The sequence below is a fragment of the Roseicyclus marinus genome, from assembly GCF_036322625.1.
Taxonomy (GTDB): Bacteria; Pseudomonadota; Alphaproteobacteria; order Rhodobacterales; family Rhodobacteraceae; genus Roseicyclus; species Roseicyclus marinus_A.
Window position 1 is genome coordinate 2,860,234 of record NZ_AP027266.1, and the last position, 22,431, is coordinate 2,882,664.

22 protein-coding genes are annotated in these 22,431 nt (G+C 66.7%); 9 read left to right on the top strand and 13 right to left on the bottom strand.

Annotation, left to right across the window (positions count from 1 at the left end; all coding sequences use genetic code 11):
• Positions 1–48 precede the first annotated feature (48 nt).
• The gene (locus AABA51_RS13770) at positions 49–2,148 is read left to right on the top strand and encodes a xanthine dehydrogenase family protein molybdopterin-binding subunit (RefSeq protein ID WP_338272537.1); all 2,100 of its coding nucleotides are present in this window, start codon (positions 49–51) and stop codon (positions 2,146–2,148) included.
• A gap of 177 nt (positions 2,149–2,325) precedes the next feature.
• Here AABA51_RS13770 and AABA51_RS13775 read toward each other — a convergent pair whose 3' ends face one another.
• From AABA51_RS13775 to AABA51_RS13805, 7 genes are all read right to left on the bottom strand, one after another.
• Positions 2,326–2,571: a zf-TFIIB domain-containing protein gene (locus tag AABA51_RS13775; protein ID WP_338272538.1), complete on the bottom strand. Its 246-nt coding sequence runs from the start codon at positions 2,569–2,571 to the stop codon at positions 2,326–2,328.
• A 75-nt stretch (positions 2,572–2,646) separates the two neighbouring features.
• A complete protein-coding gene (locus AABA51_RS13780) occupies positions 2,647–2,952 on the bottom strand; it encodes a DUF5665 domain-containing protein (protein ID WP_338272539.1) in 306 nt (101 codons plus the stop codon).
• On the bottom strand, positions 2,942–3,241 hold the full coding sequence (locus AABA51_RS13785; protein WP_338272541.1) for an antibiotic biosynthesis monooxygenase family protein: 300 nt from the start codon (positions 3,239–3,241) through the stop codon (positions 2,942–2,944). The genes AABA51_RS13780 and AABA51_RS13785 overlap by 11 nt, the downstream gene beginning before the upstream one ends.
• A gap of 89 nt (positions 3,242–3,330) precedes the next feature.
• Positions 3,331–3,819: a hypothetical protein gene (locus AABA51_RS13790; RefSeq protein ID WP_338272542.1), complete on the bottom strand. Its 489-nt coding sequence runs from the start codon at positions 3,817–3,819 to the stop codon at positions 3,331–3,333.
• A 223-nt stretch (positions 3,820–4,042) separates the two neighbouring features.
• Positions 4,043–4,537, bottom strand: coding sequence for a tRNA (cytidine(34)-2'-O)-methyltransferase (locus tag AABA51_RS13795; protein ID WP_338272543.1), 495 nt, complete (start codon positions 4,535–4,537; stop codon positions 4,043–4,045).
• Positions 4,530–5,366 (bottom strand): DUF6206 family protein, encoded by an 837-nt coding sequence (locus AABA51_RS13800; RefSeq protein ID WP_338272545.1) that lies wholly within the window; start codon positions 5,364–5,366, stop codon positions 4,530–4,532. The genes AABA51_RS13795 and AABA51_RS13800 overlap by 8 nt, the downstream gene beginning before the upstream one ends.
• Positions 5,363–5,962, bottom strand: coding sequence for a carboxymuconolactone decarboxylase family protein (locus tag AABA51_RS13805; protein ID WP_338272546.1), 600 nt, complete (start codon positions 5,960–5,962; stop codon positions 5,363–5,365). Before AABA51_RS13805 ends, AABA51_RS13800 begins: the two co-directional genes overlap by 4 nt.
• Before the next feature lie 104 nt (positions 5,963–6,066).
• Here AABA51_RS13805 and AABA51_RS13810 point away from each other — a divergent pair, with 104 nt between their 5' ends.
• Together AABA51_RS13810 and AABA51_RS13815 are read left to right on the top strand one after the other, a co-directional pair.
• A complete protein-coding gene (locus tag AABA51_RS13810; protein WP_338272548.1) occupies positions 6,067–6,840 on the top strand; it encodes a hypothetical protein in 774 nt (257 codons plus the stop codon).
• 20 nt (positions 6,841–6,860) lie between these two features.
• Complete coding sequence (locus AABA51_RS13815) at positions 6,861–7,349, top strand: HugZ family protein (protein WP_338272550.1); 489 nt, start codon at positions 6,861–6,863, stop codon at positions 7,347–7,349.
• A gap of 3 nt (positions 7,350–7,352) precedes the next feature.
• Here the strand turns inward: AABA51_RS13815 and AABA51_RS13820 are convergent, their stop codons facing one another.
• The 4 genes from AABA51_RS13820 to AABA51_RS13835 form a co-directional block, all read right to left on the bottom strand.
• Positions 7,353–7,835 carry a DUF427 domain-containing protein gene (locus AABA51_RS13820; protein WP_338272552.1) on the bottom strand — a complete coding sequence of 161 codons (483 nt, stop codon included), beginning with the start codon at positions 7,833–7,835 and terminating at the stop codon, positions 7,353–7,355.
• An 80-nt stretch (positions 7,836–7,915) separates the two neighbouring features.
• Positions 7,916–10,207 (bottom strand): right-handed parallel beta-helix repeat-containing protein, encoded by a 2,292-nt coding sequence (locus tag AABA51_RS13825; protein ID WP_338272553.1) that lies wholly within the window; start codon positions 10,205–10,207, stop codon positions 7,916–7,918.
• A 189-nt stretch (positions 10,208–10,396) separates the two neighbouring features.
• A complete protein-coding gene (locus tag AABA51_RS13830; RefSeq protein ID WP_338272555.1) occupies positions 10,397–10,813 on the bottom strand; it encodes a DUF4864 domain-containing protein in 417 nt (138 codons plus the stop codon).
• A gap of 129 nt (positions 10,814–10,942) precedes the next feature.
• Positions 10,943–12,589, bottom strand: a complete 1,647-nt coding sequence (locus AABA51_RS13835; protein WP_338272557.1) for a lysine--tRNA ligase — start codon at positions 12,587–12,589, stop codon at positions 10,943–10,945.
• 109 nt (positions 12,590–12,698) lie between these two features.
• On the opposite strand from AABA51_RS13835, the gene AABA51_RS13840 reads away from it, so the two are divergent.
• Complete coding sequence (locus AABA51_RS13840) at positions 12,699–13,112, top strand: tellurite resistance TerB family protein (protein ID WP_338272558.1); 414 nt, start codon at positions 12,699–12,701, stop codon at positions 13,110–13,112.
• 4 nt (positions 13,113–13,116) lie between these two features.
• Here AABA51_RS13840 and AABA51_RS13845 read toward each other — a convergent pair whose 3' ends face one another.
• Entirely contained in the window at positions 13,117–14,430 is a 1,314-nt protein-coding gene (locus AABA51_RS13845) for an MFS transporter (protein WP_338272559.1), read from the bottom strand.
• A 149-nt stretch (positions 14,431–14,579) separates the two neighbouring features.
• On the opposite strand from AABA51_RS13845, the gene AABA51_RS13850 reads away from it, so the two are divergent.
• The 3 genes from AABA51_RS13850 to AABA51_RS13860 all read left to right on the top strand — a co-directional run bounded on the left by AABA51_RS13850 (position 14,580) and on the right by AABA51_RS13860 (position 17,947).
• Entirely contained in the window at positions 14,580–16,004 is a 1,425-nt protein-coding gene (locus AABA51_RS13850; RefSeq protein ID WP_338272560.1) for a 1-acyl-sn-glycerol-3-phosphate acyltransferase, read from the top strand.
• A 118-nt stretch (positions 16,005–16,122) separates the two neighbouring features.
• A complete protein-coding gene (gene ccrA, locus AABA51_RS13855; RefSeq protein ID WP_338276609.1) occupies positions 16,123–17,418 on the top strand; it encodes a crotonyl-CoA carboxylase/reductase in 1,296 nt (431 codons plus the stop codon).
• A gap of 244 nt (positions 17,419–17,662) precedes the next feature.
• On the top strand, positions 17,663–17,947 hold the full coding sequence (locus tag AABA51_RS13860) for a hypothetical protein (RefSeq protein WP_338272561.1): 285 nt from the start codon (positions 17,663–17,665) through the stop codon (positions 17,945–17,947).
• A gap of 121 nt (positions 17,948–18,068) precedes the next feature.
• Here the strand turns inward: AABA51_RS13860 and rpe are convergent, their stop codons facing one another.
• Positions 18,069–18,749, bottom strand: a complete 681-nt coding sequence (rpe, locus tag AABA51_RS13865) for a ribulose-phosphate 3-epimerase (RefSeq protein WP_338272562.1) — start codon at positions 18,747–18,749, stop codon at positions 18,069–18,071.
• Positions 18,750–18,866: 117 nt separating this feature from the next.
• On the opposite strand from rpe, the gene deoC reads away from it, so the two are divergent.
• Positions 18,867–19,880, top strand: coding sequence for a deoxyribose-phosphate aldolase (deoC, locus tag AABA51_RS13870; protein WP_425328814.1), 1,014 nt, complete (start codon positions 18,867–18,869; stop codon positions 19,878–19,880).
• 103 nt (positions 19,881–19,983) lie between these two features.
• Positions 19,984–22,338, top strand: a complete 2,355-nt coding sequence (locus AABA51_RS13875) for an aldehyde dehydrogenase family protein (protein ID WP_338272563.1) — start codon at positions 19,984–19,986, stop codon at positions 22,336–22,338.
• The last annotated feature ends 93 nt before the right edge of the window (positions 22,339–22,431 follow it).

Here is a 22,431-nt window from a genome sequence, read left to right on the forward strand (position 1 = left end):
AAAGGCACAGTATCAGGCGCGGTTGGGATGGCCACAGGGACAGATGCGATGACGAAACCCGAACACGGAATGATCGGCGCGCCCGTGACCCGGCGCGAGGACCCGGCGCTCTTGATGGGGCAGGGCCGCTATACCGCCGATATCATGCTCAACGATGCCCTCCACCTCGCCTTTCTGCGCAGCCCCGTCGCATCGGGCCGCATCGCCGCCATCGACATCTCCGAGGCGCTGGAGGCTCCTGGTGTCGTGGCGATCCTGACCGGGGCCGACCTGCCCCCGACCCTGCCCCCCGATGTCCAGCCCGTGCTCGACATCGCCGAGGTTCTGCCCTTTCCGCTTCTGGCGCGCGCGCATGTGACGGCGGTGGGCGAACCCGTCGTGGCCGTATTCGCCGACAGCCCGGCCCATGCCGCCGACGCGGTCGACCTGATCGTCCTCGACATCGACGACAGCCCCCTGCCCGAACCCCGCCGCATCGCAAGCCGCGCCTGGCGCACCGGCAATGCCGCCCGCGCCTTTGCCGAGGCCGCCCATGTGGTCGAGGTCGAAACCCGCCATCCCCGCGTCGCGCCCTCGCCGATGGAGCCGCGCGGCATCGCCGTCCAATACGACCCCGCGACCGAGGGCGTCACGATCTGGCAATCCACCCAGACGCCGCATCGCACGAAAAACGACCTGGCCCGCATCCTGCAGCTCGACCCCGACCGGGTGCGCGTCAGGGCCCCCGATGTCGGCGGCGGCTTCGGGATGAAGGGGTTTTCCTACCCGGAGGAGGTTCTGGCCGTCTGGGCCGCGATGCATCTCAAGCGCGATGTGCGCTGGATCGCGACACGGTCCGAGGAATTCCTGTCCTCGGGCCACGGGCGCGGCCTGACCTCGCGCGGGCGGCTGGCGCTCGACGCCGAGGGCCGCTTTCTCGCGCTCGAAGCGCGGATCGACGCGCCGGTGGGCGGCTGGCTCTCGGGCACGGCGCTCATGCCCGCCTTCAACGCGGCGCGCATTCTGCCTTCGGGCTACGTGATCCCCGCGCTCGACATCGAAACATCCGTCACCGCCCATCCCAGCCCGCCTGTCGGCATCTATCGCGGCGCGGGCCGGCCCGAGGCGAATGTGATCATCGAACGCCTGATCGAGGAGGCCGCCGCCGTCACGGGCCGCGACCCGATCGCGCTGCGCCGTGCGAACCTCCTGCCTGCCTCCGCCCTGCCGCATGACACGGCGACGGGCAACAAGCTCGACAGCGGCGATTACGCTGCAGCGCTTGACGCCTTCGAAGCGGCGGCCGATCTGGCGGGCCTGCGCGCCCGGCGCGATGCGATCCGGGCGGCGGGCGGGATCGCGGGGCTTGGCACGGCCTTCTACGTCGACCCTTCGGCGGCGGGGTTCGAATATGCCAGCGTCACGCTGAACGCCGATGGCACGGTGCATATCGTGACGGGGGCGACCCAACAGGGCCATGGGCGGCTCACCGCCTTTTCCCAGATCGCCAGCGATGCGCTGGGGGTGCCGATGGAGGCGATCACGCTCGATGCAGGCGATACCGGCACCGCCCCCGTGGGCGTGGGGGCCGTCGGCAGCCGGGCCACCGCCATCGGCGGCAGCGCGCTGCTGGAGGCCTGCGAAAAGGCGCTTGCGATGCGCGAGGCGGGCCAAACCCTGCCCCTGACCGCCGAAAGCCGCTACGAGGTCGCGGGACAGGCCTGGGCCTTTGGCGCCTATGCTGCGCTGGTCGAGATCGACCCCGAAACCGGTATCGCCCGCCTGATTGCCGCCCATGGGCATGACGATACCGGCCTGATCGTGAACCCCATTCAGGTCGAGGGGCAAATTCGCGGCGGCTTTGCCCAGGCGGTGGGCGAAACCATGCTCGAGGCCATCGCGCTCGATGACGAGGGGCAGCTTCTGACCGGCAGTTTCATGGATTACGCCATGCCGCGCGCCGATGACCTGCCGCCGCTCACGCTGTCGCAGACCGAAACGCCCAGCCCCATGAACCCGCTGGGTGCCAAGGGTGTGGGGGAGGCCGCGACGACCGGCGCGCCAGCGGCACTGATCAACGCGATCACCGATGCCTTCCGGCCCTTGGGCAAGACCCCGCCGCAGATGCCGTTCTCGCCCGCCCGGATCTGGGAGGCGCTGAACGGCTGATCCCTGGAGCGCGTCGCGGCCATTCGCAGTCACGCGTCGCGCTCTGACCTTCTTAGTGCGCATGTCCGGGGAGCGCAAAACCGGTTCCCACTTTTGCGCGACATGCTCCTTATTTCGCATGTCCGGGGAGCGCAAAACCGGTTCCCACTTTTGCGCGACATGCTCTAAGCGGTCGCTTCAGAAATCGAAGATGTCGTCGAGGAAGGATCCCCGGCGCTTCTTTTTCTCGTAACCGCGATCCTCGTCGCGGTAGCTTGGCTGGGGGGCCGCGCGCATCGGCTGCGCCGCCGGGGCGGAGCGTTCGATGATCTTGTCCAGCTCGCCGCGATCCAGCCAGACACCCCGGCATTGCGGGCAATAATCGATCTCGACGCCTTGCCGGTCGGCCATGACAAGGGTGGTGCCGTCGATGGGACATTGCATGGTCGGTGCCTCCTTGTTCTGCCTGATCCGCAGATAGGCGGGGACAGGGGGCGCACAAGACGCGATAGGCAAAACCTATTCCCCGACGGTCACCGCTTCGATCTCGCTGGCGATGCGCACGGCCCATTCCCCGATGATCGGGATGAATTCGATCTGGCTGAGCGCCCAGATGATCAGCGACAACAGAACCGTCGCCCCGATCACCGTGCCCAGCCCCACGGCCATGCCGCTGGCAAAGCGCAACAGCAGAACACGCGGCACGGATTGATAGATCACGAACATCCGGTGGCTGCGCAACAGCGCCAATTCCCGGTTGAGCGCGCGTATTTCCTCAGCCAGCGCATCGGGCTGCGACGGGTCGCGCCCCGGTTCATCCGCCATAGCTGGCCGCCACGTCGTACAGAACCGGCTCGAAGGATCGGCAGAGCGCCCCGATCCTGCGGTTGCGCGCCCGCATCTCCTCGGAGCGGAGCATCGCCTGGAAATCCTCGCGGCGCTGCCATTGCGAATGGTTGGCGATCCGCGTCTGCGCGTCGTTCACATGCAGCCGCGCCGACACGAACCCCGGCTGGCGCGAGATGAACTCGGCATAGGCCGCCTGCAATTCGTCAAGCAGATCGGCGCATTGCCCGGGCGAGGTTTCGAAGGTGGTGATGACGGTCTGGACCATGCTGGCATCCTCCTGGATCCCAGCCTAGCAACACCACCCCCGTCCTGCCAATGGCGCGGGGGTGGCGCAGGCCCGGATCGCGGGGATCGTTACTGCGACATGGCCAGCACGCGCGCATGCATCTGGGCATAGCTGGGCTGGTTGTCGCCGGTCAGCGTGATGTTGTTGGTGGAGGCGTGATGGACGAGATACCCCAACCGGTCGACCTCGTAATGCGCAGCGTCCAGATCATTGGACTGGATGGCCGCGTCCAGATTGGCCACGACATCGTCATACATGGCCTGAACGTCGTTGCCGTAGCTGTATTCCAGCACGAACAGCATATGCGCATCCGCCCCGGCCTGATCGGAGAAAACGAACATCGACAATTCGCCCCATCCCGGTTCCGGCTCGAAAGCGGCGACCGAGGATACGTCGATGTTCGACAAGGTGTCGCTGATGCTGGACGACAGGCTCTCCACCCCGCCCGACACCACACCGGCCGTGGCAATCCCCAGACCCACAAGGCTCCCGGTCAGGACGACCCAATCCACCGTGACCGCGCCCGAATCCGACTCGGCAAAATCTGAAATGCGCATCTGAAGATCTCCGACTATGTGACCACGCGCGGTGGCATTCTTGCGGATGTCCCGCTCCAAGGGGCTATCCGTCGGCACCAAACCCTGGGCCCACATGCTGCTGACTGGATCAGGCATCGTTCCAACTCCCCTGAGGAGGTTTCCATCCCGCCCACAAGACCCGAGACATAAGGCGGAAACAGGGCGCGGATCGGTTCAAAACCCGGAAAAAATTGGAATAAAATCAGGCAAGATGGTCGCGCATCGCCTGGTAGATCACCGCCGTCGCCGCATTGGCGAGGTTGAGCGACCGGATATGCGGGCTCCGCATCGGCAGACGAAAACAGCGATCCGCCATCCCGTCCAGGATCTCGGGTGGCAATCCCTTGGTCTCGCGGCCAAAGACCAGGTAGGCATCGGCGGGATAGACCGGGTCATAGACCGTGCCGCCCGTCCCGTCGTCCTCGAAAAAGAACAGCTGCTCGCGCCCGGGCGCGCGCGCGGCCAGGAATGCGCCCCAATCGTCGTATTCCGACAGCCGCACATGTTTCCAGTAATCCAGCCCCGCGCGGCGCACCGATTTGTCGGAAATGTCGAAGCCGTAAGGCCGGATCAGGATCAGCTCGAGGTCCAGCGCCACGCAGGTCCGCCCGATCGTGCCCGTATTGCCGGGGATTTCGGGGGCGACCAGCACGACCTTCATGCCGGGCTGCCTGTCGGGCCGGGCGGCCTCAGACATTCGGCTTGCCCTCAAGCCCCAGCAGCCGCCGCATCCCGGTCCAGAAGGCGGGCAGGCGCGGCGGCCGGTCCAGCTCGGCCAGAACCTCGGCGCCCAGACCCGGCTCCAGCCGGTTCGCGGCGAATTCCCGCGCCCAGGCCAGGATCGCCGCCCCATCCTCGGGGCGGAGCCGCACCGCGCTGCCGATCAGCCCCACGATGGTGCCCGCGGGCGAATACCATTCGTCCTGGATGGCGCGGATGCGCTCGGGCATGACAGCACCCATGCTGCGCACCAGACCTGCCTCGGAAAAGCGCAGCAACAGCCGCCCCATATCCTCGCGCGAATAGCCGATCAGCGGCGGGAATGTGTCGAAAAAGATCGGCCCCTCGGCGTCATGGGCGAAATTGCGGATCGAGGGGTGATAGCCGATCCGCTCGGGCCGTTGCGCCACCCGCGCCCAGAAGTCCGCGATGCTGGCCGCGGCACTTTCCAAAAGCGCCAGCGCGCCCGGCAGGTCGGCAGCCTCGATCTGGGGCCGCATCAACAGCGCCTCGTCCAGTGCATCTTGCACGATCACCGGTTGCAGATAGCCCGCCTCGTTCAGGATCAGGAACCGCGTCTCGGGCAGGCGCACCCCCGCCCAAGTCAGAACCTCGACATAGGCCGTGTGCCGCCGCGCCAGCTGTTCCAGCAACTCGGGGTCGCGCCCGCCGCGATAGGTCTTGATCACCTTGTCCCTGAGCGGTCCCCCTGCGGGCCGGAACGGCGCACAGAAATACCCCAGCCGGGAAATCGGCTCGCCCCGTTCCCGAAGCGCCTCGCGCACAGGTCCTGCCAGGTCGCTCATCGGTGCTTGCCCACGCTCCAGCCGGTGGCCCCTGCCAGCCGCGCCTCGCCCTTGGATAGCGGCAGATCCTCCAGCGCCGATCCCATCGAATCGTTCCAACGGTTCAGGTAGCCAAAGAGCGCCACCACCCCCATGATCTCGACGATCTGCCCCTCGTCCCAATGCGCCTTTAACCGCGCGCCCACCTCGGGCGTCACTGCGTTGGGCACCAGCGTCGCCGCCTGTGCAAAGGCCAGCGCCGCCTTTTCCGCATCGGTAAAGGCCGCGCTCGCCTCGAAATCGAAGACATCGTTCAACCGTGCCTCGCTCGCGTTGAACCGTTCCGAGGCCAGGATCATATGCGCCTGGCAATACAGGCACCCCGAGGCAAAGCTCGAGACATAGCCGATCAGCCGCTTGAATTCCGGCGTCACGCCCGATCCGTAATCGGTCATCACCGCCACGTTCAGATCGGTAAAGGCCCGCGCGATGGGCGCGCGATGGGCCATGGTGCGAACCGAATTCGGGATCACCCCAAGCGGCCCCTTGAAGAACTGGACATGGGCGCAGAGATCGGCGTCCATCGCCTCTTCTGAAAGCGGCGGAACCAGGGCCATGACAATCCCCCCTTGGTCGTGGCGAAACCGCAAGCTGCCCGCGCCGCCGGGCGGGCGCAAGGTGGTTAGCGGTTTGTTAACCATGCCACGCAAAGAATGCCACCATGCGTTGCCGCCTCGCCACGTTCTGTGCCTGCCTGCCGCTCTGGATCCTGTCGTGGACGGCTCCGGGCCTTGCCGGTCCATGGGCGCGACAGGCGGGTGAGGGGTTCCTGGCCTTTTCCATCACCTCCGACAGCCCGACCACGGGCCTGATCACGGGGGATATGCAATTCGACAGCTACGCGGGGCTTTATGGCGAATACGGGCTGGGCCACCGGCTGACGCTTGGCGCGCAGTTCGGCCATAGCGAAACGGCCGAGGATGGCGTGATCTTCCTGCGCTACACGCTCACGCCCCCCGATGCGACATGGCAATTCGCCCTCGATGCCGGCGCGGGCCAACGGATCGAACCGGGCCGCCCCGACCGGCAGCTTGCCCGGCTGGGCCTGTCCATCGGGCGCGGCTTTGGCGGGGGCGACCTGCCCCTTTGGCCGGGCCGCAGCCATCATGGCGGCTGGGTCACGATCGACGCCACGGGGCTTTACGACACCAACAGCTCCGACCTCATCTGGGCGGTCGAGGGGACCATCGGCCTGTCGCTCACCGACCGATGGCGCGTCCTGTTGCAGGCCAAGGTCGAGGAATGGCCGGATGCCGACACAAGCCACAGCCTGATGCCGGGTCTGGCCTATGCGCTGACCGACCGGACCACGCTGCAGATCGGCGCGCGCCTTCAGCTTGGGCGGACCCACACATGGGGGCGCCGGACATGGGAAAACCAGACATGGGGCATCGAAACATGGGGGATCGGGGCGGGCCTCTGGCACAATTTCTAGGATCGCCCTAGATCTGCCCCATGACCGACCCGACCGCGCGCCCCGCCGACCCGATCCGCCCCACCGATGCCGAAGCACGGACGCTCGCCCGCGACCTGATCGCCCATGCCCGCTTTGCCGCCCTTGCCGTCCTCGACCCCGACTCCGGCGCGCCCATGGTCACGCGCATCGCGCTTGTGCCGGGTCCCGACGGCGTGCCGCTCACGCTGATCTCGACGCTCTCGGCCCACACCTCCGCCCTTGCCGCCGATCCGCGCTGTTCGCTCCTGATCGGGGAACCGGGGGAAAAGGGCGATCCGCTCACCCATCCCCGCCTCACGCTTCAGGCGCGCGCCGAACCCGCCGACAAGACAGCGCTCAAGGCGCATTACCTGTCGCTCTATCCCAAGGCGACGCTCTACTACGATTTCGGGGATTTCGGGCTTTACCGCTTCGCGCCCCTCGCCGCCCATCTCAACGGCGGCTTTGGCAAGGCCTACCGCCTGACGCCTGCGGATCTGGCACAATGACCCCTACCAGTGCAGCGTGCCCATCGCGCCCTTGATCCGGCCCGTCAGGTTGGGCGTGACCCAGCCGCCGTAGAAATCGCCGGGCTGGGGCATGACCTTGATATCGCCCACATAGGCCGCATCGACCGAAGTGGCGTAAAAGGCCAGATGATCCTTGATCGCCTCGAACCTGTGGGTTGGCGCCGGATAGGACCAGGCCGCGTTCCGCGACCGCCGCCCGTTCAGGACCAGGTCGAAATAGACCGCCCGCCCCTTCCATTCGCAAAATGTCTCGCGCGCCACAGGCACCAATGCCGCGCCCAGAACCGCCTGGGGCGGCAGGTAATAGGTCGGCGCATGATGGGTTTCGAGAACCCGCCACGCTGTCCCCGCCTCGGCCTCGGCGACCGGCACCCCGGCAAAGACCACGCGCAGCGGTTGCGCCACCCGCTCCAACCGGGGCGGGCGGGGATAATCCTGAACGTTCTCGACGGGCAAAAGGGTCATGGACCCGAGCTATCTTGCCCCGCCACCAAAGAAAAGCCCGACCCCCGCAGGGGGCCGGACCGATCCCGCGCCACGCGCCCTTACAGATCGCAGCGCGCCGTTACCTGCGCCGTGCCGCGCACGTCCTGTTGCCAGCGCAAACGCAGTGTGCGCCCCCCCGCCCCCTGCCCCGGTTCGGCATAGGGCGTCAGGTAAACGATCACGTTGAACGCACTGCGCAGCGGTCCCTCGGCCAGGAACGATGTGGCCGAGCGCACCGGCGCGCCAAAGGGGGTGAAGGGCGTGAAATCCACGTTCCAGACACTGCTCGCACTCCCCTCGGTATGGCGCAGCGTCACCGGGTTCTCGGTCCGCTTCACGATGCCGGTATAGGTGTTGCCCTCGAAGACCAGATCCGCCGTCCGGTTCAGATCCAGCCCCGCGAAAGAGCTGTCCACCCCCTCGACCGCGGCGAGCTGCGCGCCCCCTGTCTTCTTGAACAGGTTGTCGGTCACCGTCAGCCCGTTGATGAAATGCCCCGGCCCATAGGGCTTGATCGTGATGAAATTCATCCACGGCGCGCTTTCGGTCGAGAAAAAGATGTTCCCGTCCAGCGACAGCCCGTGAAAGCTGAACCCACCGGTAAAGGCCGGGGTCGGATCACGCTCGTTGGTCCATTCGATGTAGCAATTGTCGACGTAATTCCCCTCGAAGGTCGTCTTGGTGTTGTTGTCCGTCAGGATCAGCCCCGCCGTGCGCGGCCCGTCCGTCACCCCGTCGCCCTGAAAGAAATGGTTGCCCGAAAAGATGTTTCCGGTGCCTCCCACGACCCCGAAATGCCGGAACTTGTTCACGCGGTTGTCGCGCACCTTGATGTCCGAGGAATTGGTGTTGAACGCGATGCTCTTGCGCTGCGGCGCGTTCAGGTCCTGCTCGTTCGACAGGAACTGGCAGCGGTCGATCTGCATCCCCTGGCACCCTTCCCCGGTCGAGGTGATGCCGCGATCCTTGGGACCGGTAAAGAAACAATCCTGGATCTGGAACACCAGCCCGTCGCGCGGCAGGTTGATCCCCGAACAGGTGCCCGCGCACAGAAACTCGATATCGGACACGACAAAGCGTTGCAGGTTCAGCCAGCCCGAGAAATCGAGCAGATACTTGAACCGGCGGAAGGTGTAGGTCTGCGTCACCGGCGCGCCGTAGAACGGGGCCGACAGCGTCACGCGCCCCCCCGCCACATCCTTTGAGGTCACGTAGACCTCCCGCCCCACGCCCTGGCCCGCCGTGACCAGCGCCCCCACCGGGATATCGGCGACATTCGACAGGCCGGTGATCCGGCGCGCATCCGACGCGCTCCAGGTGCCCGTCCGCGTCACCACCGCGTCGGCCCATCCCGCCCCCGGTGCGGCGGCCAGCTGCCCGTTCCGCAGCACCCGCCGGTTGGCATAGGTGTTGCGGTTGCCCACGATGGCCTGCACGTCGAGCGGCTCGTCCAGCAGCACCCGCCGCCCGCACAGGTCGAACCCCTCATGGTCGGATTGGTTGAACAATTGCTGGATGCCCTTCTTCAGACCCAGCACATCGTCGCCCATGGCTTCCGCATAGCCCTTCAGGTCGAAATTCCGGTTGAGCGACAGCCGCGCGCCATCGGGCATCACCAGCCGCCCCTCGAACCGCGCCGGGCTGTTCAGCGTCAGGCTCGACCCGATCAGGTAATCGCCCGCCGGCACCAGGATCTCCCGCCCGGCCGCTGCCGCATCGGCGGCGACAAAGGCCGCGCGGTCATCGCTTTGTCCGTCGCCCTGCGCACCGTAATCGCGCACATCGACCCAATCCATCAGCTTGCGCAGGAACACGCCCGTGACATCCTCGACCACGATGTCGTCGATCCGGACCTGCCCGCCATTCGCCCCTGTCAGGTCCAGACCCACATGGGCGAAACTGGCCGCCGGGCCCCAGGGCATGTCGACGCCCGTGCGCGTGCCTGTCCCGATGATCGCCGACACCGTGATGACCGCGCCATAAGCGGTCAACGCCGTGCTCGGCCCGGCCTGCACCACCCCCGTCAGGTTCTGGGAGGCCGCATTGCCCGCCCAGGCCGCGATCCGGACCGAGGGCAAATTGCCCGACAGCACCTTCACCCGCGCCGAAACCCGCAGGTAGAGACCCGGCCGGATCGGCGTCTGACCCATGTGGCGCAGCCGCGTCGTCGCCTCCGTCTTCACGATCTCCAGGCAACTGCCGAAATCGGCATCGGCGGCTACCAGCGCCGCATTGGCCGCCGATGCCCAGGTGTCGCTGCCCGGCCGCCCGTCCTGCCGCGACCAGACGCCCAGCCCATTGGCAAAGGGCGGCGGCATCAGCACAAGCCCGTCCGTGATCACCTGGTTCATGTCCTGTCCCCTTTCCGCGCGGGCGGTGCCCCGGCGCGCTCATGTCGGGCCGGACAGGGAACACCGAACTGCGCCCCTGACGGCCAGCTCGGTTGTGAAACGATGCAAGATTGCCCCGACCGCAGCGATCGGAACCGGGACACAGGTCTAAGGCGGAGGGGTTAAGACCGCGTTAAGGCCCGCGCCCCCTCAGGCCGAAACATCCGGCGCGGGCAGGACCTGCACCCCGTTGATGCGCCAGCCGCCCTCCGTCTCGACCATCTGGTAGCCCAGGTAATGCACGCGCCCCTGCGCATCGATCACCTGCACCCGCTGCACCAGCAATCCGCCGAAACTCTGCAGGTCGATGAAATCCACCCGGCCGGGCTGCCAGACCATCGGATAGCCCTGTTCGACCATGCGCGCGAAATTCTCGACGTTTCCGAAAAGCCGCTGGATATTGGGGCTGGCATAGGTCCAGGCCTCGTCCACCTCGCCCGCGCGGAAGGCGTCGAACTGGCCCGCGATCACCGCCTCGATGCCGGGATCGGGGGCCAGAACCTCCTGCGCACTCGCGCTCAGGCTGGCCATGGTCAGGACAAGGGCGGCAAGGATATTGCGCAGCATCTGGGCCTCCGGGCAGGTGTTGTCCCGAAGATACGTAGCCCGCCCGCCCAAGGTTTCACGTAGGGTGGGCGATCCCGCCCACCACGGTCCAGCCGCCTGCAAATGGTGGGCGCAATCGCCCACCCAAACTCACGCGGCCAATTCGCCCGCCAAGCCCTTGGCGATCAACGCGCGGCTTTCCTCGATGCCATAAAGCGCGATGAACCCGCCGAACCGCGGCCCCTGGCTTGCGCCCAAAAGCACCTCGTAAAGCGCGCCGAACCAATCACGCAGCGGCTCGAACCCGTGCAGCTTGCCGATGGCAAAGACGATGGATTGCAGGAATTCGTCATCCTGCCAATCGACGACCGGCTCCACCGCCTCCTTGCCCTCCAGCGCCGCCTTGCGCGCCAGAACCTCGCGCGCCTTGCCCTCGTCGCCCAGACAGGCCGACAATTCGGCCATGGCGGCGGCTTCCTGCTCGGTCGGCAGGCGGAACACCCGCGTGGGCTTCACGAAATCGGCGTAATAGCGGATGGCAAAGCCCGCCGCCTGGTCCAGATCGGGGTTGCCCTCGGGGCTCGCCTCGGGCGCGTAACGGCGGATGAAACCCCAAAGCTTCTCCTTCTCCTCGGCGCCCGACACCGACACGAGGTTGAGCAGCATCGCAAAGGGCACCACCATCGTGCTTTTCGGCACATTGCCGTTGTGGATGTGATGCACGGGGTTGGCCAGCTGCTGTTCCAGCGTCTGCCCCGCATAGGCCGCCAGTTGCTGGTGGTATTCGTCCACCGCCTTGGGGATCACGTCGAAATACAGCCGCTTGGCCGTCTTGGGCTTGAGATACATGAAATAGGACAGGCTCTCGGTCGAGGCATAGCTCAGCCATTCATCGATCGAGATGCCGTTGCCGCTGGACTTGGAAATCTTCTGGCCCGTCTCGTCCAGGAACAATTCATAGGTGAAATGTTCCGGCGCGGGCGCGCCCAGGATCTCGCAGATCGCGTCATAGATCGGCGTATTGGTCGAATGGTCCTTGCCATACATCTCGAAATCGACGCCCAGCGCCGCCCAGCGCGCACCGAAATCGGGCTTCCACTGCAACTTGCACTGACCGCCCGTCACCGGCACCGTCCATTCGCGGCCCGTCTCATCGTCAAAGGTGACCGTGCCCTCCTTGGCGTCGACATGCTTGATCGGCACGTACAGAACCCGGCCCGTTTCGGGATGGATCGGCAGGAAAATCGAATAGGTCTGCTGACGCTCCTCGCGCAGGGATTTGAGCATCACCTTCATCAGCGCGTCATACCGCTCGCAGGCGCGCAACAGGATCTCGTCGAAGGCGCCGGAGGCGTAGAATTCGGTCGCCGAATAGAATTCGTATTCGAACCCGAAGGTATCGAGGAACCGCCGCAGCATCGCGTTGTTGTGATGGCCAAAGCTTTCGAATTCCCCGAACGGGTCGGGCACGCGCGTCAGCGGCTTTTGCAGATGCTCGCGCAGCATGTCCTGGTTGGGCACGTTGCCCGGCACCTTGCGCATCCCGTCCATGTCGTCCGAGAAACAGATCAGCCGCGTCGGGATGTCCGAAATCGCCTCGAAGGCGCGGCGGATCATCGTCGTGCGCAAAACTTCGCCGAAGGTCCCGATATGGGGCAGACCCGACGGACCATAGCCCGTCTCGAACAGGACATAACCCTTTTCGGGGGGCGCTTTTTCGTAACGTTTCAACACCGCCCGCGCCTCTTCGAAAGGCCAGGCCTTGGAGGTCATCGCGGCGTCGCGGAGCGTTGTCATCGTCTGTCGGTCCCATTCTGCGCCGGGCCCCATCGCCCGCGCGCCCCCGCCCTATTGTGCCGATGGGGCGGCGTCAATAAATACCCCTCCGAACCACAGGAGTGTCCCCATGTCCGACATCATCAGCGCCGAAGACGCCCTTGTCGCCGTCATGGTGGCCGTATCCGTCGCCGACGAGGCGATCCGCACCGCCGAACTGATCAAGATCGAGCAGATCGTGAACCACCTGCCGGTCTTCGCCGCCTATGACGCCGACCGGATGCGCGAAGTGGCCAAGACCGTCTTCGAGCTTTTCGAGGAAGAGGACGGGCTCGATGCCCTCTTCGGCCTCGTGCGTGACGCGCTGCCCGAGCGGCTGTTCGAAACCGCCTATGCCATCGCCTGCGATGTCGCCGCCGCCGATGGCGCGCTGACCCAGCCCGAATTGCGCTTTCTCGAGGAAATCCGCCACGCCCTCGAGATCGACCGGCTGCACGCGGCGGCCATCGAACGCGGGGCGCGCGCGCGGCACATGACGCTCTGAGCGCTCAGGCCGCGCCGCGCAATTCCGTCTCGGCCTCGGCCTCCGCCCGCTCGGCCTCTGCCTGTTCGGCGGCCCAGACACCCGCCGCCTCCACAGCCACGACCGAGGCCGTGGGCAAAACGCCCAGGTAGCTCTCCGTCTCCTCCGCCGTGACGCTGCTCTGGCGCCGGGTCATCCGGTAGGCCGCATAGACGGCCATCGCCGCGAAACTCGCCCCCAGCACCAGCCAGAACGCCTCGGGCCCGCCCGTCTGCATCGCCCACCCCACGACCAAGGGCCCCAGGATCGCGCCCAGCCCGGAGATGAAGATCAATCCCCCCGACGCCGCCGCCATGTCCTCGTTCGGCAGGTAATCGTTGGTATAGGCCAAGAGCAGCGCGTAAAGCGGCGTGGTCATCCCCCCCGCCAGCAACGCCGCGCCCATCAGCGGCCACAGGCCCAAGGCCTCCAGCCCCGGCACATCGCCGACCGCAACCCAGCCCGCGCCGCAGGCCATGGCCCCCATCGCCGCCGTGCCCATGATCACCCTGCGCCGGTCGAACCGGTCCGACAGCCAGCCGATGGGGTATTGGAACACCAGCGCACCCGCAAAGAGCATCGCCACGAAGAACGCGATCTCCGATGCGCTCATGCCGATCTGGCTGCCAAAGACCGCCGCCATCCCCGATTGCGTGGCATAGACCCCGCCCAACAGGAAAATCCCCACCGTGCCCAGCGGCGAGCCGCGAAAGAGCGCCCAAAGCGACATGGGCCGCGCCACCTCCACCGCGGGCGCGGGCGCGACCGACAACAGGATCGGCGCGAAAGACACCGACACCAGGATCGAGGCCCCGATGAACAACCCCGCCCCCGCCGCATCCCCCAGCGTCAGCAAGCCCTGCGCGCAGATGATCCCCAGCGTCTGCGCGATCATGTAGGCCGACAGGACCTTGCCCCGCGTCTCGTTGGTCGAGGCATTGTTAAGCCAGCTTTCCGCCGTCACATAGATCCCCGACATGCAAAACCCCAACAAGATGCGCAGGATCGTCCAGGCCCAGGGTTCCGCCACCAGCGTATAGGCGATCAACCCCGCCGACATGAAACTGCCCAGCGCCGCGAAGACCCGCACATGCCCCACCCGCTGGATCAAGGCGGGTGTCATCCGCGCCCCCGACAAGAAGCCCACGAAATAGCCCGAGGTCACGACGGCCAGCTCGGCCGCCGAAAACCCCTCGATCCCGCCGCGCAGGCCAATCAGCGTGAAATGCATGCCATTGCCCAGCATGATCAGGACGATGCCGACCAAAAGCGCCCAGACCCCGGAAATTACGTTCAGCATGCCATGACCCCCGCGCGCCGCATTGGCCGCCAGCATCGCATTTGCGGCACCGCAGCGATTTCGCCGCGACGCCGCATCGGGACCCATGTGCGACACGCGACATGCTCGCCCGTTGCCCGCGCCCGCCAAACCTGCGAACCTGCCGCGTCATGACTGGTTCCGTCACCCTGCCGATCTGGCTCTTCGTGCTGATCCTGCTCTTTGCGGGCGTCACCTTCGCCTCGCATTTCCTGTTTCCCTCGGTGCGCTGGTTCCTGCGCCGCCGCCTCGAACGCGCCGTGGACGAGCTGAACAAGCGCCTCAAGCGCCCGATCCAGCCCTTCAAGCTCGCCCGCCGGATGGATACGATCCGCCGCCTGATCTACGATCCCGAGGTCGCCCGCGCCATCGCCGAGCACGCCCAGGCCAACAACCTCCGCGCAGACGTGGCCTTCCAAAAGGCCGAACGCTACGCCCGTGAAATCGTGCCGGGCTTTTCCGCCTTCACCTATTTCGGCTTCGCCATCCGCGCCGCCCGCATCCTGTCGCAATCGCTCTACCGGGTGCGGCTCGTCCATGCCAACGATCCCGCGCTCGAGGCGATCCCGGCCGATGCCACCGTCGTCTTCGTGATGAACCACCGCTCCAACATGGATTACGTGCTGGTCACATGGCTCGTGGCGGAACGCTCGGCGCTCGCCTATGCGGTGGGCGAATGGGCGCGCGTCTGGCCGATGCGCCAGCTCGTGCGCGCCATGGGCGGCTATTTCATCCGCCGCCGCCACAACAACGCCCTCTACCGCAAGGTGCTGGCCCGCTATGTCCAGATGGCGACCGAGGCGGGCGTCACCCAGGCCGTCTTCCCCGAGGGCGGCCTCAGCCGCACGGGCTACCTCTCCCGCCCCAAGCTCGGCCTCTTTTCCTACATCCTCGAAGGTTTCCGCCCCGGCCGGTCCCGCGATGTCGTCTTCGTCCCCGTCGCGCTCAACTACGACCGCGTGATGGAGGACAAGACCCTGATCGACGCCCATGTCTCGGGCGCGCGCCGCTTCCGTTTCTCGCTCCGGCCGATCTGGCGCTACCTGCGGCGGCAACTCTGGAACCGGATCACCGGGCGCTACCACCGCTACGGCTATGCCGCCGTCAGCTTCGGCGAACCCCTCAGCCTCTCGGAGTTCCTCCAGACCCCGCGCCCCGATGCCGCCGCCGATCTCGGGGCCGAGCTGATGGGCCGCATCGCGACCGTGATGCCCGTCACGCCCGTGCCCCTCGTCGCCCATGCGCTGCAGGACGGGGTGCGCAGCGTCGTGGCGCTTGACGCACTCCTGCGTCGCCGGATCGATGCGGCCAAGGCGCGGGGCGTGACCGTCCACATCCCCCGCGACGACATCGGCTACACGATCGAATCCGGCCTGCGCGCACTCATCGAACGGCGCATCCTGCGCCGCACCGGCGACCAGTTGACCCTCTCCGAGACCGGACAGGCCACGGACCTGCTGGCCTTCTATGCCGCTTCCGTCGCGCATCTCCTGGACGAGGACCGGGACCGCGACCACGATGCACCCGCCGCATCCCGGCACGCGGCTGCGACATAATATTTCAATAATCCGCGTTTTCCCATTTGCTTTGTTGCGCGGGCCTATGTAACCCTCGCAGCAGCAGCAAGATTGATTCCGCATTGCGGCATCGACAAGGGATACGGAGAACATGACGATGGCCCTCGACGCGACCCAAGCGATCGCCAGCTATGATGCGCCCCGCAAAGACCTCTACGAGATGGGCGAAATCCCCCCCCTCGGCCATGTTCCGGCCCAGATGTATGGCTGGATCCTGCGCCAGGAACGCCACGGCGATCCGACCGAGGCGCTCAAGATCGAGGTGGTCGATACCCCCAAACTCGACAGCAACGACGTGCTCGTCCTCGTGATGGCCGCAGGCGTCAATTACAACGGCGTCTGGGCCTGCTTGGGCAAACCCGCTTCCGTCTTCAACCAGCACAAGGCCCCTTATGCGATCATCGGCTCGGATGCCGCGGGCATCGTCTGGGCCGTGGGCGACAAGGTCACGCGCTGGAAAGTCGGCGACGAGGTCGTGATCCATTGCAACCAGGACGATGGCGACGACGAGGAATGCAACGGCGGCGACCCGATGCTCTCCCCCTCCCAGCGCATCTGGGGCTACGAAACGGCGGATGGCAGCTTCGCCCAGTTCACCCGCGTCCAGTCCCAACAGCTCATGCCGCGCCCCAAGCACCTGACCTGGGAGGAATCGGCCTGCTACACGCTCACGCTTGCCACCGCCTACCGGATGCTCTTCGGCCATGAACCCCATGACCTGAAGCCCGGGCAGAACGTGCTCGTCTGGGGCGCCTCGGGCGGTCTTGGCTCCTTCGCGATCCAGCTCATCAACACCGCAGGCGCCAACGCCATCGGCGTCATCTCGGACGAGGACAAGCGCCAGTTCGTCATGGACCTCGGTGCCAAGGGCGTGATCAACCGGCGTGATTTCAACTGCTGGGGCCGCCTGCCCGAGGTCGGCACCGACGAATACAAGGATTGGTTCGCCGAAGTGCGCCGCTTCGGCAAGGCGATCTGGGACATCACCGGCAAGGGTGTGAATGTCGACATGGTCTTCGAGCACCCCGGCGAGGCGACATTCCCCGTCTCCACCTTCGTCGTGAAACGCGGCGGCATGGTCGTGATCTGCGCGGGCACGAGCGGTTACAATTGCACCTTCGACGTGCGCCACATGTGGTCCCACCAGAAACGGCTCCAGGGCAGCCATTTCGCCCATCTCAAACAGGCGGCAGCGGCCAACAAGCTGATGCTCGACCGCCGCCTCGACCCCTGCATGTCCGAGGTCTTTCCCTGGGATGAACTGCCCGTCGCCCATATGAAAATGCTCCGCAACGAACACAAACCCGGCAACATGGCGGTTCTCGTGCAGGCCCCCCGCACCGGCCTGCGCACGCTCGAGGATGTTCTGGCCGCAGGTCCCACGCCCGCCTGACCCGGGCCTGACCCGGGCCTGACCCGAGCCTGATCCGGGCCTGATCGCATCCCGGCCCCGCCCGATACGCCGGGCCTCACCCCCGGCGTTGCCCGCGCCCCGCCCCGGCCCCGACCGGCGCGGGGCGTTTCTTCGTCCATGTCCGGGGCGATTTTCGACAGAGCGTCACGCTTCCGCCCGCAAACCGCCACATTCCGCTTTCAGGATCAAGGCATCCAGACGCCACGACTTCACGGGTTTCCCGATGCCTGCCAACCCCATCTCGACGACCCTCTCCACCGCCGCCAGCCTCTCGGCCGGGCTGCGCCGGGCCGCCTCGCGCCTCGCTGGCAAACCGCTCGACCAGGTCGCCGATCCCGGCTCCTCCGCCCTTTCGGCCGCCCGCCACCGGGCCCGGATGCTCCACATTCCCCAAAGCGCGATCGCCGATCACCTCGCCACGGCCCGGCGCAAGGGCCAGACAGAACTCTCGGCGCTGAACGAACTCTTGGCGCGCACCGACCAGGGCTCCTACCCCGGACAGCGATAGACCGGCCACCCGGCCCATATCCCGCCGAGCGCCGCGCAAAGCGCCACGCCGCCCCTTCATCTTGGCCAAAAAACTCACGTCGCGCCGCTTGCCCCAAGCCGTTACGCCGGGCAAGCGTCGCTCAGACGCCCGCCGCCGCCCGGATCGCGCGGATGTTCGCGCCATAGACCTCCGGGCGCTCGACCGATCCGCCCCGGAACACCGCCGAGCCCGCGACCAGCACATCCGCCCCCGCCGCAGCGACCAGCGGCGCGGTGGTCACATCCACCCCGCCGTCGATCTCGATATGGACCGGGCGGTCCCCGATCATCTCGCGCAGACGGCGCACCTTGCCCGTCATGTCGATGAATTTCTGCCCGCCGAAACCGGGGTTCACCGTCATCACGCAAACCAGGTCCGCCAGGTCCAGCAGATGCGCCACCGCGTCCGCCGGCGTGCCGGGGTTCAGGGCCACGCCCGCCTTCATCCCCGCGCCCCGGATCGCCTGCAGCGTGCGGTGGATATGCGGCCCCGCCTCCACATGCGCGGTCAGCACATCCGCCCCCGCCTCGGCATAGGCGTCGATATAGGGATCGACCGGCGCGATCATCAGGTGCACATCCATCACCGTCGTGACATGCGGCCGGAACGCCTTCACCGCCATCGGGCCGAATGTCAGGTTCGGCACGAAATGCCCGTCCATCACATCCACATGCACCCAATCGGCGCCCTCGGCCTCGATGGCGCGGATCTCCGCCCCGAAATTCGCGAAATCGGCGGACAGGATCGACGGCGCGATCTTGATGGAACGGTCGAACGGCATGGGCATCCCCCCTTTGCAATCGCCGCCCTGTTAGCCCCTGCCGCAGGGCCTGTCACGCCCCGATGCGCCGCAGGGTCACCGCTTGCCAAGACGGGGCCTGCGTGACACGCTCCGCCCATGTCCCCGATCCCCGACACCGCCATGAAACCCCTGCACGACACAGGGCAGGATCACCTGCCGCAGCTGCACCGCCCCCGCAATCCCGGGATGGCGCTCGACCTCGACTGGATCGCCCGCGTGCAGGCCAATACCTCGGCCATCGAACGCCGCGCGGCCACCCTGCCCGGCCGCCGCACCGTCAAGAAAGACCACCAGGCCGCCTGGCTGGCGCGCGCCATCACGCTCATCGACCTGACGACGCTTGCGGGCGACGATACGCCCGGCCGCGTCCGGCGTCTGTGTGCCAAGGCCCGCCAACCCGTGCGCCCCGATCTGCTCGACGCGCTTGGCCTGCCGCCCCTCACCACGGGCGCCGTCTGCGTCTACCACGAGATGGTGCCGGCAGCCGTCGCGGCGCTCGCGGGCACCGGCATTCCCGTCGCCGCCGTCTCGACCGGCTTTCCGGCGGGCCTCTCTCCCTACCATCTCCGCGTCAAAGAGATCGAGGAAAGCGTCAAGGCGGGGGCCGCCGAGATCGACATCGTCATCTCCCGCCGCCATGTCCTGACCGGCAACTGGCAGGCGCTCTATGACGAGATGCGCGACTTCCGCGCCGCCTGCGGCGAGGCGCATGTCAAGGCGATCCTCGCCACGGGCGAGCTTGGCACGCTGAAAAACGTGGCCCGCGCGTCGCTTGTCTGCATGATGGCGGGGGCCGATTTCATCAAGACCTCGACCGGCAAGGAAAGCGTCAACGCCACGCTGCCCGTTTCCCTCACCATGATCCGCGCGATCCGCGCCTATGAACAGGCCACAGGCCACAAGGTCGGCTACAAACCCGCAGGCGGCATTTCCAAGGCCAAGGATGCGCTGGTCTACCTCTCCCTCATGAAAGAGGAACTGGGCGACGATTGGCTGCGCCCCGATCTTTTCCGCTTCGGGGCCTCCTCGCTTCTGGGCGATATCGAACGGCAACTCGAACACCATGTCACCGGCGCCTATTCGGCGGGCTGGCGGCATCCGATGGCATGAAACAGGGAGCCGTTTTCCTCGCGGAAAACGGCCCGAAAAACCCGGGTTTTTCGGGCCGGAAACCTCGAGGTTTCCGGCCACGCGGCAAGGAAAGAGCAAGCAGATGACCACCCGCGACATCTTCGAAACGATGGATTACGGCCCCGCCCCCGAAAGCGCGGCCGAGGCTTTGGCCTGGATCGCCACCCATGGCCCCGCCTTCGGCCATTTCATCGACGGCTCCTTCACAGCGCCGGGCGAGACCTTCGCCACGAAAAACCCCGCCACGGGCGCGGAACTGGCGCAGATCACCCAAGGCACGGCCGAGGACGTGGATGCCTCCGTAGCGGCCGCCACCAAAGCCTTCCCCAAATGGTCCCGCCTCTCCTGCCATGCCCGCGCCAAACACCTTTACGCGCTGGCCCGCCTGCTCCAGAAACACGCCCGCCTCTTCGCCGTCCTCGAAACCCTCGACAACGGCAAACCGATCCGGGAGGCGCGCGATATCGACATCCCCCTCGCCCAGCGCCATTTCTACCACCACGCAGGCCTCGCCCAGCTCCGCGACGCCGAACTGCCCGGTCACGCCCCCATCGGCGTCTGCGGGCAAGTCATCCCGTGGAACTTCCCGCTCCTGATGCTGGCGTGGAAAATCGCGCCCGCGCTTGCCGCCGGGAACACCGTGGTTCTCAAACCCGCCGAATACACCTCCCTCACGGCCCTCCTCTTCGCCCATATCTGCCGGGAGGCCGGATTGCCCAAGGGCGTCGTCAATATCGTCACCGGCGACGGAAGCACGGGCGAGGCGATCGTGACCCATCCCGGCACGGCGAAAATCGCCTTCACCGGCTCGACCGCCGTGGGCCGCCGCATCCGCGAACAGACCGCGGGCATGGGCAAATCCCTGACCTTGGAACTGGGTGGAAAATCCCCCTACATCATCTTCGAGGATGCCGATATCGACAGCGCCATCGAGGGGCTGGTCGATGCCATCTGGTTCAACCAGGGCCAGGTCTGCTGCGCCGGCTCCCGCCTTCTTGTGCAAGAAGGCATCGCCGAGGATCTCCACACCCGCCTCAAGGCCCGCATGGCGAAACTGCGCCTGGGCGATCCGCTCGACAAATGCATCGACATCGGCGCGCTGGTCGATCCCGTCCAGCATCAGGCGATCAGCGCCATGGTCGATGCCAACACCGATGGCGACACCTACCGCGCCCCTATCGCCCTGCCCGATCAGGGCTGTTTCTACGCGCCCACGCTCATCACCGGCCTCTCCCCCGCCTCTCCCCTGATGCAGGAAGAGATCTTTGGCCCCGTCCTCGTCTCCACCACCTTCCGCACGCCCTCAGAGGCGGTCGAGATCGCCAACAACACCCGCTACGGGCTGGCCGCGACGCTCTGGACCGAGAACCTCAACCTCGCCCTCGACATCGCGCCGAAACTGGCCGCCGGGGTCGTCTGGGTGAATGCAACCAACCTCTTCGACGCCGCCGCCCCCTTCGGCGGCCTGCGCGAATCGGGCTTCGGGCGTGAGGGCGGCTGGGAAGGCTTGGCCGTCTATCTCAAACCCACCGCCAAAACCCGCCCGATCAAACCGATCGCCCCCATCCCCGCCCCCGCCGCAGCGCCCGAGGCCCCGGGCCTCGACCGCACCGCCAAGCTCTATATCGGCGGCAAACAGGCCCGGCCCGATGGCGGCTATTCGACCCCGATCTGGTCCAGGCGCGGCGCGCTTCTGGGCCATGTCGGCATCGGCAACCGCAAGGATATCCGCAACGCGGTCGAGGCCGCGCGCGGCGCGGGCGCCTGGGCCAAGGCAAGCGGTCACAACCGCGCGCAGGTGCTCTACTACATCGCCGAAAACCTCTCGGCCCGCGCCGGCGAATTCGCCACGCGCCTCGGCGATCTGACCGCCTGCCAACCCGCCCGCGCCAGGGCGGAGGTGGAGACCGCGATCGAACGGCTGTTCAGCTACGGCGCATGGGCCGACAAGATGGATGGTCGCATCGCCAATGTTCCGATCCGGGGCGTTGCCATGGCCATGCGCGAACCCTTGGGCGTGATCGGCGCGCTCGCCCCCGATGACGCGCCGCTTCTGGGTGCGGTCTCGCTCATCGCGCCCGCCATCGCCATGGGCAACCGCGTGATCCTCGTGCCCTCCGCCGCCTATCCGCTCGCCGCAACCGATCTCTACCAGGTGCTCGACACCTCGGACGTGCCGGGCGGCGTCGTCAACATCGTGACCGGCGCTCCGCAGGAGCTTGGCCAGACACTCGCCACCCATGCCGATGTCGACGCACTCTGGAGTTTCGCGGGCGGCATCGACGCGGCGCGGCTCGAAGCGGCCTCCGCCGGGAACCTGAAACGGACCTGGGTGAACACTGCCGCGCCCGATTGGTCGGGACCCGAGGCCGAGGGACGCGTCTTCCTCGACCAGGCGACCGAGGTGCGCACGATCTGGGTCCCCTACGGCGCGTGACGGCACAGGTGTTGAAGATGGGTTAACGGGGCCCGGCCCCGTTAACGATCCGTCCAGAACGAGCCCGAAAACTTAACCCTTCGGTAACACCTT

Excerpts from the sequence above, each read along its gene's own strand:
- AABA51_RS13770 (WP_338272537.1), top strand. The coding sequence starts at position 49 with ATGACGAAACCCGAACACGGAATGATCGGCGCGCCCGTGACCCGGCGC.
- AABA51_RS13775 (WP_338272538.1), bottom strand. The coding sequence starts at position 2,571 with ATGCAATGTCCCATCGACGGCACCACCCTTGTCATGGCCGACCGGCAA.
- AABA51_RS13780 (WP_338272539.1), bottom strand. The coding sequence starts at position 2,952 with ATGGCGGATGAACCGGGGCGCGACCCGTCGCAGCCCGATGCGCTGGCT.
- AABA51_RS13785 (WP_338272541.1), bottom strand. The coding sequence starts at position 3,241 with ATGGTCCAGACCGTCATCACCACCTTCGAAACCTCGCCCGGGCAATGC.
- AABA51_RS13790 (WP_338272542.1), bottom strand. The coding sequence starts at position 3,819 with ATGCGCATTTCAGATTTTGCCGAGTCGGATTCGGGCGCGGTCACGGTG.
- AABA51_RS13795 (WP_338272543.1), bottom strand. The coding sequence starts at position 4,537 with ATGTCTGAGGCCGCCCGGCCCGACAGGCAGCCCGGCATGAAGGTCGTG.
- AABA51_RS13800 (WP_338272545.1), bottom strand. The coding sequence starts at position 5,366 with ATGAGCGACCTGGCAGGACCTGTGCGCGAGGCGCTTCGGGAACGGGGC.
- AABA51_RS13805 (WP_338272546.1), bottom strand. The coding sequence starts at position 5,962 with ATGGCCCTGGTTCCGCCGCTTTCAGAAGAGGCGATGGACGCCGATCTC.
- AABA51_RS13810 (WP_338272548.1), top strand. The coding sequence starts at position 6,067 with ATGCGTTGCCGCCTCGCCACGTTCTGTGCCTGCCTGCCGCTCTGGATC.
- AABA51_RS13815 (WP_338272550.1), top strand. The coding sequence starts at position 6,861 with ATGACCGACCCGACCGCGCGCCCCGCCGACCCGATCCGCCCCACCGAT.
- AABA51_RS13820 (WP_338272552.1), bottom strand. The coding sequence starts at position 7,835 with ATGACCCTTTTGCCCGTCGAGAACGTTCAGGATTATCCCCGCCCGCCC.
- AABA51_RS13825 (WP_338272553.1), bottom strand. The coding sequence starts at position 10,207 with ATGAACCAGGTGATCACGGACGGGCTTGTGCTGATGCCGCCGCCCTTT.
- AABA51_RS13830 (WP_338272555.1), bottom strand. The coding sequence starts at position 10,813 with ATGCTGCGCAATATCCTTGCCGCCCTTGTCCTGACCATGGCCAGCCTG.
- AABA51_RS13835 (WP_338272557.1), bottom strand. The coding sequence starts at position 12,589 with ATGACAACGCTCCGCGACGCCGCGATGACCTCCAAGGCCTGGCCTTTC.
- AABA51_RS13840 (WP_338272558.1), top strand. The coding sequence starts at position 12,699 with ATGTCCGACATCATCAGCGCCGAAGACGCCCTTGTCGCCGTCATGGTG.
- AABA51_RS13845 (WP_338272559.1), bottom strand. The coding sequence starts at position 14,430 with ATGCTGAACGTAATTTCCGGGGTCTGGGCGCTTTTGGTCGGCATCGTC.
- AABA51_RS13850 (WP_338272560.1), top strand. The coding sequence starts at position 14,580 with ATGACTGGTTCCGTCACCCTGCCGATCTGGCTCTTCGTGCTGATCCTG.
- ccrA (WP_338276609.1), top strand. The coding sequence starts at position 16,123 with ATGGCCCTCGACGCGACCCAAGCGATCGCCAGCTATGATGCGCCCCGC.
- AABA51_RS13860 (WP_338272561.1), top strand. The coding sequence starts at position 17,663 with ATGCCTGCCAACCCCATCTCGACGACCCTCTCCACCGCCGCCAGCCTC.
- rpe (WP_338272562.1), bottom strand. The coding sequence starts at position 18,749 with ATGCCGTTCGACCGTTCCATCAAGATCGCGCCGTCGATCCTGTCCGCC.
- deoC (WP_425328814.1), top strand. The coding sequence starts at position 18,867 with ATGTCCCCGATCCCCGACACCGCCATGAAACCCCTGCACGACACAGGG.
- AABA51_RS13875 (WP_338272563.1), top strand. The coding sequence starts at position 19,984 with ATGACCACCCGCGACATCTTCGAAACGATGGATTACGGCCCCGCCCCC.